Annotated in this window: 9 protein-coding genes and 1 other RNA gene; 7 read left to right on the top strand and 3 right to left on the bottom strand. The window is 61.8% G+C overall.

Annotation, left to right across the window (positions count from 1 at the left end; translation table 11 throughout):
- The first annotated feature begins 15 nt into the window (after window positions 1–15).
- The 5 genes from ffs (at window position 16) to QCBJ_RS28195 (ending at window position 4,446) form a co-directional block, all read left to right on the top strand.
- Window positions 16–112, top strand: an RNA gene (gene ffs / locus QCBJ_RS28215) — signal recognition particle sRNA small type.
- 124 nt (window positions 113–236) lie between these two features.
- Window positions 237–668 (top strand): hypothetical protein, encoded by a 432-nt coding sequence (locus tag QCBJ_RS28210; RefSeq protein WP_102062037.1) that lies wholly within the window; start codon window positions 237–239, stop codon window positions 666–668.
- A gap of 20 nt (window positions 669–688) precedes the next feature.
- Window positions 689–2,650 carry a hypothetical protein gene (locus tag QCBJ_RS28205; protein ID WP_102062036.1) on the top strand — a complete coding sequence of 654 codons (1,962 nt, stop codon included), beginning with the start codon at window positions 689–691 and terminating at the stop codon, window positions 2,648–2,650.
- A 157-nt stretch (window positions 2,651–2,807) separates the two neighbouring features.
- A complete protein-coding gene (locus QCBJ_RS28200; RefSeq protein ID WP_015885320.1) occupies window positions 2,808–3,854 on the top strand; it encodes an N-acetylmuramidase family protein in 1,047 nt (348 codons plus the stop codon).
- A 1-nt stretch (window position 3,855) separates the two neighbouring features.
- Entirely contained in the window at window positions 3,856–4,446 is a 591-nt protein-coding gene (locus tag QCBJ_RS28195; protein ID WP_046036427.1) for a hypothetical protein, read from the top strand.
- Window positions 4,447–4,660: 214 nt separating this feature from the next.
- On the opposite strand, the gene QCBJ_RS28190 is transcribed toward QCBJ_RS28195, so the two are convergent.
- The gene (locus QCBJ_RS28190; protein WP_102062035.1) at window positions 4,661–5,527 is read right to left on the bottom strand and encodes a LysR family transcriptional regulator; all 867 of its coding nucleotides are present in this window, start codon (window positions 5,525–5,527) and stop codon (window positions 4,661–4,663) included.
- A 103-nt stretch (window positions 5,528–5,630) separates the two neighbouring features.
- Between QCBJ_RS28190 and QCBJ_RS28185 the strand changes: the two genes are divergently transcribed.
- A complete protein-coding gene (locus QCBJ_RS28185; RefSeq protein ID WP_015885317.1) occupies window positions 5,631–6,590 on the top strand; it encodes a DMT family transporter in 960 nt (319 codons plus the stop codon).
- Here QCBJ_RS28185 and QCBJ_RS28180 read toward each other — a convergent pair.
- Entirely contained in the window at window positions 6,504–6,875 is a 372-nt protein-coding gene (locus QCBJ_RS28180; protein WP_102062034.1) for a VOC family protein, read from the bottom strand. The genes QCBJ_RS28185 and QCBJ_RS28180 overlap by 87 nt on opposite strands.
- 53 nt (window positions 6,876–6,928) lie before the next feature.
- The gene (locus QCBJ_RS28175) at window positions 6,929–7,678 is read right to left on the bottom strand and encodes an ABC transporter substrate-binding protein (protein ID WP_102062033.1); all 750 of its coding nucleotides are present in this window, start codon (window positions 7,676–7,678) and stop codon (window positions 6,929–6,931) included.
- Window positions 7,679–7,811: 133 nt separating this feature from the next.
- On the opposite strand from QCBJ_RS28175, the gene dnaX reads away from it, so the two are divergent.
- Window positions 7,812–9,872 carry a DNA polymerase III subunit gamma/tau gene (dnaX, locus tag QCBJ_RS28170; RefSeq protein ID WP_102062032.1) on the top strand — a complete coding sequence of 687 codons (2,061 nt, stop codon included), beginning with the start codon at window positions 7,812–7,814 and terminating at the stop codon, window positions 9,870–9,872.
- Window positions 9,873–9,893 lie beyond the last annotated feature (21 nt).

Below are 9,893 nucleotides of genomic sequence, written 5' to 3'. Positions count from 1 at the left end.
TCGTTATGGTGACCCCATCGGTCCCCCCGCAACGATTACCCGTGAACCTGGTCAGAGCCGGAAGGCAGCAGCCACAGCGGGAACATTGTGTGCCGGGGTGTGGCTGGTGGGGTTGCCTCCATAACGCTCTTCCTTGCATGACCTCTTAAATTTCAATTCAAAAATGCTTTCACGCCATCTGCCATCGGGCGGTTCATGGCGCATACTCCAGTGCCTGGCATCCGGAGACAATACACGTGGAAAAAGTCGACGACCTCACTCGCGAAAAACTGCGGGAGTGGCAGATGCGGCGCCTGGAGATCAAGGACCGTATTCAATCGCACCCTGAACAGACCCTGGAATTAGCGAGGGTGCTGGACCTGATGGATGACGAGCACGCGGAGATCCTCAGCCAGGCGCAAATGATCCAGGTTGCGCAGGTGGCCGATGAACCCGCGCCGTCCGCCGAGTCCGCGTCGCCGCCACTCGCGGGTGCCTGCACGCTGCAGTTGAATGTGGCCGCACAGAGTGCCGAGGACTTGCGCAGGCTGCTGGATATGGCGGTGTTCGAACTCCAACAGCAGATCAATGCGATGGCCTCTACGCCGCACGTGCATCCTCATAGCGGCGGCATGTCGGGGTCTCTTGGGGAATATCGGTTTGAGCTGGGCGGTCAGGGCAATGCCTGATTGCCTGGCTGCGAGGAACTATGCAACCGGAACACTTTGATTTATCCAGCCCCGTCTTCCTGCCTGTTACGGATGAGACCTGCACGGCGCTGCTGGGCACGGACGGTGCCACGGCCCTTGCCGGCCTGACGGACCCGGAGTTGGCCGCCGTGCTGGTCATCCAGAACCTGGCCCAGACCGCAGAAAAAGACCTGACCTGCATGGGCGCCGAGCGCATCCTGACCAAGCTGATCGACTGGGCGGTGGACACGCAGGCAGAAGGCACCGCGAGATTACTGTCCGAAGCCCAGCGGCTGTTCGATCCGCGCAAACTGTACTTTGGCTTCAATGCGCTCAAAACGGTCAACCTGCGGCTGCTGTCGGCTGAGGAAGTCGCGGCGCGGGATTACCTGCTGCCTTCGGGCAAATGGGATATCGGCTACAAGGTCCGCCACCTGCGCAGCAATGACCCGTTCAGCCAGCAGATGATCACGCCCCGGCACCGCGAACGCTGGCTCAGCCCGGCCCAGGACAAGCTGGTGCGCACCTTTCGCGCCAACCTGAACGAAGACCTGCATGTGCAAGGCTATGCGGGCATCGGCAAGAGCCACTTGCTCGGCGCGTTGATGGAGTGCCTGCGGCCCGCCCAGACCCTCGTACTGGCGCGTACGGGGGCAAAGTTGGCGACGCTTCGCGAACGTATGGGGTTGGCGCGTGACAGCAAGGCCGGCTCGACGTTTGCCGCCTTCGCCAAGGCCCTGTTGCAGGGGCCACGGCCCTCCGCGCAGATTTCGCAGGTGAGGTTGCCCGGCAAGCACGATGTGTCCCAGGCCCTCAATATCCATGGCTGGCGGGGGCACGATGGTGCGGCGACACTCGATATCTGTCTGAAGGTGCTCGAAAGCTACTGCCACTCCAACCATCACAGCCTGTCGGCGAGGCACTTGCCGCATTTCAAGCAACCGCTGTCCAGCGTCGACGCCCAAGCGTTGCTGGAGTATGCCAGCCGCGTGTGGACGTACCTGGAAGCCAACCCGCAATGGGCCAACCAGACCGGCTTCGCGGCGCTGTGGCTGATCAAGCGTGCGAGCCTCGAGGGGTGCGTGGTGCCGCCCCGGTACACCCATGTACTGATCGACGAAAGCCAAGACATCCCGCCGTCGTTGCTGCAGATTATCGAGCGCGGCCGCCAGGTGCTGATCACCCTCGGCGATGAATACCAATTGGCCAGCGGTGTGATGGTCCGGAGAAAGCGTGAGGTCCGGCACACTGACATCAGTTACTCCGTCCGCTCAGGCCGCAACGTCGAGCGTCTGGTCAATCCGTTGATCAGCGTGCACTCGCAGAAGGGCAAGACGCCCTTCGAAGGCGCCCGGGATGCCGATGTCGGCATCGAGCATTACCCCCAAGGCTTCGTGCCGCCGGAAGGCTGCGTGGTGCTGACCGCCTCCCATTGGGACACCATGAAATGGGCGATTCAGTTGCAGCAGGCCAACTGCCCCTTCGGTCTCCTCGACAACGCCGCGCAGCAGGACCTTGAGCGCTTCATGATCAGCGCCGTCGCCTTGTTCAAGCCGGAGTTCTACAGCAACGAGCACAACGACAACGGCCCGCATGCGTATTTCAGCGACATGGACGACTGGCAGCAGGTGCGCGATGCCGGCCAGTTCGATGAATCGTTCCTGTGGGTCGAGAGTGAATTGGAAAAAGGCTTCAACGTCGCCGACATTACCCGTTTGAACCGGTTGAGCGGCGTCCCCGGCAAGCGCTGCCTGCTGATGCTCGCGGAAGAGGCGGGCGGCATGGAGTTCGACCGTGTATTGCTCACGCCGGAGCTGCTCACCAACGTTAAGTTCAAGGATGCCTACGCGTTCGATCAGCGACTGTGCGCGGTGTACATCGCCATTTCCAGGGCTCGTGTGCAGCTGTACCTGCCTTACGACGTGGTTGAGTGGATTGATTTCCACACGTACCAGAAAACCCGAGAGTTTCACGGTTACTGATCAAATATATTCGGCTGTTTCACAACTTTTACCGGTCGCTCTGGACAACCCCAAACCTCCTTGTTAGTTTCCGCCAGCCACTTGTTTCAGAGTATGACAAGGTGGTGGAGTTGATATTGAAGTGCCACTACTTCTTTAACTAACAAGGATGTCTGTGATGAAAAGCCTGCAAGGGTTGCCCCGTCTTATCAGTGCTTCGGTGGGCGCCCCCGGTAAAGCCCGTAACTTGCCCGCCGATGTGCAGTGCATCCAGTATCTATTCAATTTGATCATTCCCAAGCTGGGGTTTCCGCTGGCCGAAAACGGCAAGTGCGACGGCCAGTTGGTGCAGTGCATCAGCCAGTACCAGTTTCGCCACCTCAAATATGCCCACCCCGATGGTGTGATCGACCCTACCGGTAAAACCTTCAACAGTTTGATCGAAGAGGCGGTCAAGGTGCCGGTGAAGGCCTTCCCGACCCTGCGTATTCCGAGCTTTCTGAATACGTTCGGCAATAACCAGGGGGATGCGGTGCAAGCCACGGTCAATGTGTACCTGGACCGCATGCGCGCGGTGATCGAGGCCGAGCGGCGTAACCGCCAATTGATGCTCCAGGCCACGTGCGACGGGGGCATGACGCTGAGCGAGAGCGACTTTCAGAACGCAGCCACGCAGTTGGGCAGCGGCATTTCGGTGAATATCATCAAGGCTTTCGCCACGGTGGAGTCCGGCGGGCGTTCGGGGTTCGGGCCGGCCAAGTTGCCGGTGATCGCGTTTGAAGGGCACCTGTTTCAGCGGTACACCAAGCACATCTACGACCAGGCGCACCCGCTGCTGTCCTACACCTATAAGAAAAAGGCCGGGCCCCAGTGGCAGATTAACAACAAGGACCAGACCAAGGCCTGGGAAACCATGGCCACCGCCTTTGCTCTGGATCAGGAAGCGGCCTTGATGTCGGCGTCGTGGGGCATGTTTCAGATCATGGGGTTCAACTTTGCATCCTGTGGTTACAAGACCGTGTTTGAGTTTTCTGCGGCATTAAAAGTGAATGCGGGCAACCAACTAAAGGCGTTTCTCGGGTTTTGCAGTAAGAGCCCGGCGTTGATGAAGGCCATGAAGACTAAAGATTTTACCGGCATGGCGCGTAACTATAACGGCGAGGACTACGGCAACTACGACGTCCTGATGCAAAAAGCCTACGAGAAACTTGAGGGGAAAAAATAAGATGATCCGTTTTCTAGCACTGGGTGTGTTGTCGTTGTGCGCTGTAGCCCCTGCCTTTGCCGGTTCGCCCGCGTTGCATTCAGGCAAATACGAAGGGCTGATGCTCGCGGTGACGCCTGAGCACCAGGTCGAAGGCTACTACTCGGAACAGATGGGCGAAGGCGTGACGCGCGGCTGCACGTTTTACCTGCAAGGCCAGCCCGCCGCGCTGACCACTTGGCTCGACGAGTCTTACCCCGGCAGCGTGGCAGCGTCGTCAGACGGCGTGACCCTGACCGTGGCAGAAGGCCGCCAGCATCCGGGTTGCCTCAATGTGCTGATGCCGGAGATTGCCACTGGCCTGGACCTGACCCAGACCGCCAGCAAAAAATGGATCGGCCTGGTGAAGGTGTCCGCCGACAAGGCTTACCTGCTGAAAAACCCAAGTGCCAAGGCGGCGAAACGGCCGTACATCGTCAAGAATGACGTGGTCGGTGTGCTGGCTTTCAAGGATGGCTGGGCCCAGGTCGAGTTCATCAATGCGGATGATCGCTCGTTTACGGGGTGGATCAGCCAGGATCAGTACGCACGGTTGGCGGCCCCCAAAGGCTGATCTCGACAACGATAAGCGTCTAAATCTGGACGCGGGCGTGTTGTGGGGGATGGGGCTTTTTGGGGTGAGCGGGGCTTGACCCCCTGCGGGTTCACTGTCGAACTGATGGGGCTGCTTCGCAGCCCGGCGCGGGGCAAGCCCGCTCACTACAAAAAACCGTACATCACAAAGAGCCCCATTTACCACAACAAACCCACACCCACATTTTGGATCTTCATCCGCCAAAGGTTTCACGCAACAAGTCGGCAAACGCATCCCGCGCCACGTGCCGCTGGGTGTCCTTGTGCCAGAACAGCAGGTTGTCCACTGCCTGCCATTCCTCAAAGCGGTACGACGCCAGCTGATTGGCCTGCTCATAGCGGGCCAGGATGCCTTCCGGCGCCAGCGCCACGCCAATCCCGGCACTCACGCAACCGATGATCGTGCCCCAGCTGGCATAGTTGGCAATCGCTGGTTTGAAGGCGTGGGGCTTGACCCAGTTCTCCAGCGCCGCCCGATAAGGGCAGCCCGGTGGCCACACCAGCAAGGTGCGGCCAGCCAGGTCTTCGGCGCTGTGGATCGGGTCGCTGGAGGCGCTGGCGATCAGCACCAGGCGTTCGCTGTAGACCACGCTGTGTTCAAGCTTCGCGCGTTTGTTGCCAGCGGCCACCAGCGCCACATCCAGGCGGTGGTGTTGCAGGTCGTCGAGCAGCTCGCCCCAGGCACCGGTCACCAGTTCCAGGCTGACGTCCGGGTAGCGCCGGTGATACTCGGCCAGCAGGGGCGGCAGACGCCCGCTGGCGCTGGACTCCACGGCGCCGATACGCAGGGTGCCACGGGGAATGGCGTTTGCGTCCACGGCGCGTTTGGACTCGTCCACCAAGGCCAGGATGCGTTCGCAATACTCCAGGAAGATCTCACCGGCAGCACTGATCACCAGCCCACGCCCGGCGCGAATAAACAGTGGCGTGCCCAACTCGCTTTCCAGCTGCTTGATGCGGGTGGTGATGTTGGACGGCACGCAATGCAATTGCACGGCGGCCTGGGCCACGCTGCCGGTTCGCGCCACGGCTCGCACCATGTTCAGTTGGGCCAGTTCCATTGCTCAGTTCCCGTGATTTCAGAAGTCAGAAACGGTTAATTGTCCTACGCCTTGCCTGGGCCAAGACTGACGGCATTCCTTCTCAGTTTTCGGATGGCCGTCAATGAATACCCCGTCACCCCTGAAGCTTACGCTAGTCATCGCCAGCGTCATCCTCTGTTGGGCCTATTCACCGATTGGCGTGCATATGGGCCTGCACAGCTACAGCCCTGGCCAGCTCGCGCTGCTGCGGTTCTTGATTGCGTCAGTGTTCATGGCGGGCGTGGCGCTGGTGCTGGGCATCGGTCGACCCCGCGTGCGGGATCTGCCGTGGCTGCTGGTGTTGAGTTTTTTCGGCGTGTTCCTGCACCACACCAGCCTCAATTACGGGCAGCAATTCGTGACCGCTGCGGCGTCGAGCGTGCTGGCGCAATCGGCGCCGCTGTTCAGTGTATTGCTCGCGTTTTTCTGCTTGAAGGAACGGGTCAGCCTCTGGCGCTGGAGCTGCGTGTTGCTGGGCTTGCTCGGCGTGCTGGTGGTGATCTGGGGCGATCACGGTGTGGGCGATATCGACCCGCGCGGCTTGCTGATCCTGCTCGCGGCCGTGTCGTGGAGCTTGTACTTCGCCATCCAGAAACACTATGCGCACCGCTACAGCCCGCTGACGATGGCGTGCTACATGGTGTGGGCGGGCACCTTGATGCTCTGCGTGAATCTGCCAGGTCTGCCCTCGGCGGTGATGAAGGCGCCGTTGCCGGAAAATCTCGCGGTACTGGTCCTCGGGATTTTTCCCAGCGCCTTGGCGTACCTGGCCTGGGGGTATGTGTTGAAACATGTCGAGGTCAGCCGCGCCTCAGTGGCGATGTACCTGATCCCGCCGGTGGCGATGACGATGGCGGCAACGCTGCTGGGCGAGCACATTGCCCTGCAAGTGGTGCTGGGCGGCGTGATCGTGTTGGCCAGCGTGGCCGCCATCAGCCTGGAAGGGCGTTGGCGGTCAATCGTTCAGGCAGAACGCGCGCAGCCGGTGACCATCGAGGTCCTGGGCGACGAAGGTGTAGCCGAAGTCCAGGGCGGTCGGTGACTGGATGATCGTCGCACCGCGCTCGACCCACAGGGCGTGCAAGGCATCCACGGCGGCCTTGTCGGCCAGGGACACGCCCACTTCACCGCCACCGCCCGTGAGCTGGGCCGCCGGCTGTACGGTATGGCGCGACCACAGCCCCAGTTTTACCCCATTGTCGAGAATGAACAGGGCGAAGGTCGGGTTGAGCTCCACCGGTGGCTTGTCCAGCAGACGGCTATAGAAGTTGGCGCTGGTGGCCGGGCTGTCGACGTACAGCAGGAAATAGTGAGCGATGGTGTTCATGCGGGCTCCTTGGACATGCGTGTTTGGGGAGCCGAGTCTATAAGGCGGTGCTGTCAGTTCCTGTCAGGAGTCTCACCGGTGTAGAGCTGGATGAGTTGATCGATCTCGCCCGACAGCTTCATCCGCAATAAGGTGCGCAGGATCTGCTGCACCGGCACATCCGGGTCGTTGCGTACGGCGCAGCCCAGGTGCTGTTCATCCATCACCGCCACCTTGTGCAGCCGTTTGCCGACCGGCATCCGCTGGTTGAAACGGTCGAGTATCCATTCATTGGCCACGGCGAACTTGAAGCGCCCGGCCACCAGTTTGTGCAGCACTTGCTCCTCGCTGCGCGCATCGTCGCGGCTGAGCTGGCCACTGGCAAACAGCGGGTCGAGGGTGGCGTAGCGGTAATTGAGCACCGTGCCGATGGCTTGCGGCGCGAGTGTGCTGACGTGTACGGGCTGCGCGGGGATGTGGGTGCTGACCAGCAGGTTGCGCTGCACCATCAGCGGGACGCTCCAGCTGTAGTCGCCGGACAGGTTGTCGACCCAGGCCTGGGTGACATAACAGCGCACATCAATGTCGCCATGCTCCATGGCGCCGGAGATGCGCGCCCGCGCCAGCACGTGGAATTCGGCCGGTCGGCCAACTTGGGTGGCCAGGCTCAACATCAGGTCATACAAAATACCCTGGGTCGGCCGGCCGTCCTCCAACTGCACTACGGGCATGGCCCAGCTGTCGGAGACCGAGAAGCGCAAGGGGGCGGGGGCTGCAAGGCAAGCCGAGGTGATCATCCATAAAGCGCCCAGGACTCCGCGCATACACTCTCCGGGTTCAGGCCTTTTTGGGGCCAATCAGGCAAGCTTAGTCAGATTAGGCGAGCGTGCCGGATGCAATTTCCCCCTTGCTCCGCTAGCATTACCGGCTTCCGCTTCCCAGTTGCGACGGTTTTCGATGAGTTATCAGGTTCTTGCACGTAAATGGCGTCCGCGCTCGTTCCGCGAAATGGTCGGCCAGACCCATGTGCTCAAGGCTCTGATCAATGCCTTGGACAGCCAGCGGCTGCACCACGCCTACCTGTTCACCGGTACTCGGGGGGTGGGCAAGACCACCATTGCGCGCATCATCGCCAAATGCCTGAACTGTGAAACCGGTATCACTTCGACGCCCTGCGGCACGTGCTCGGTGTGCAAGGAAATCGACGAAGGGCGTTTCGTCGACCTGATCGAGATCGACGCCGCGAGCCGCACCAAGGTCGAAGACACCCGCGAACTGCTCGACAACGTGCAGTACGCGCCAAGCCGCGGCCGCTTCAAGGTCTACCTGATCGACGAAGTGCACATGCTCTCCAGCCACTCCTTCAACGCCTTGTTGAAAACCCTGGAAGAGCCGCCGCCCTACGTCAAATTCATCCTGGCCACCACCGACCCGCAGAAACTTCCTGCAACGATTCTGTCGCGGTGCCTGCAGTTCTCCCTGAAAAACATGACCCCCGAGCGGGTGGTCGAGCATTTGACCCACGTGCTGGGCGTCGAGAACGTACCGTTCGAAGACGATGCCCTGTGGCTGCTCGGCCGCGCCGCCGATGGTTCGATGCGTGACGCCATGAGCCTCACCGACCAGGCCATTGCCTTTGGCGAGGGCAAGGTCATGGCCGCCGACGTGCGCGCCATGCTCGGTACCCTGGACCACGGCCAGGTATTCGACGTGCTGCACGCGCTGATCGAAGGCGACGCCAAGGCCTTGCTCGAGGCCGTGCGCCACTTGTCGGAGCAAGGCCCCGACTGGAATGGCGTGCTCTCGGAAATCCTGAATGTGCTGCACCGCGTTGCCATCGCCCAGGCGCTGCCTGAGGGTGTCGACAACGGCCATGGCGACCGCGACCGCGTGTTGGCCCTGGCCCAGGCGTTGCCGGCCGAAGACGTGCAGTTCTACTACCAGATGGGCCTGATCGGTCGCCGCGACCTGCCCCTGGCCCCCGATCCGAGGGGCGGCTTTGAAATGGTGCTGCTGCGGATGCTGGCCTTCCGGCCCGCCGACTCGGCAGACGCGCCGAGACAGCCGCTAAAGCCAGTGGGGATCAGCCAGGCCACAGTTGATTCCGCCAAACCAGTGGCTGGCGCGGCGGTGGTTGCGCCAGTGGTTGTTGCACCCGCGCCGGTTGCTTCGGTGCCTGAACCTGAACCTGAACCAGTGTCTGCTGCGCCGGCGGTTGAGCCGGAACCGGTCAGCGCGCCTGAGCCGGTCGTCGACCTGCCTTGGAATGACCCGGTGGAGGCTGACGCCGACGTCGAGCGGGTGCCTGCCGTAGAGCCCGTGCTGGAAACCATCGGCGAGCAGCCCGAGCTGACGCCGATGCCCACGCCGACCCCGGACAGCGTGGTGCCGGATGCCCCCGAGTGGGTGTCCGCGCCGGTCCCCGAGCCTACCGTGGCCCAGGTGGAAGCTGCCACGCCGGGCATCGACCTCGACGACGAACCGCCGCTGGACGAGGACTACATCGAGCCGGACATGGATTCGGCCTACAGCTACCTGGACGACCTGGCCAGCGAACACACCGCCGAGCCGGCCCCCGAGCCCGAGGCGGAACCCGCTGCGGCCCCGGCCACCGGCCTGGCCCTGCAATGGCTGGAGCTGTTCCCGAAACTGCCGATTTCCGGTATGACCGGCAGCATTGCCGCCAACTGCACACTGATCTCCATTGAGGGCGACCACTGGCTGTTGCACCTGGACCCGGCCCACAGCGCCCTGTTCAACGCGACCCAGCAACGCCGCCTCAACGATGCACTGAACCAGTATCATGAGCGCCCGCTGACCATCACCATCGAGCTGATCAAGCCCGAGCAGGAAACCCCGGCCCAGGCCGCGACCCGCCGGCGTATCAACCGCCAGCGCGAGGCCGAGGATTCGATCCAGGGTGATCCACTCATCCAGCAAATGATGCAACAGTTCGGTGCGGTCGTCCGTCACGATACTATTGAACCCGTCGAAGCCCCGGTGCCTCAGGCGTCATAACACCGGGCTACTAATTGATCC

This window comes from Pseudomonas sp. QC2, from assembly GCF_002859085.1.
In the GTDB taxonomy this organism is placed as follows: Bacteria; Pseudomonadota; Gammaproteobacteria; order Pseudomonadales; family Pseudomonadaceae; genus Aquipseudomonas; species Aquipseudomonas petroselini.
Note: the sequence above shows the minus strand (reverse complement) of the source record. Positions and strands in the feature narration are given on the sequence as shown.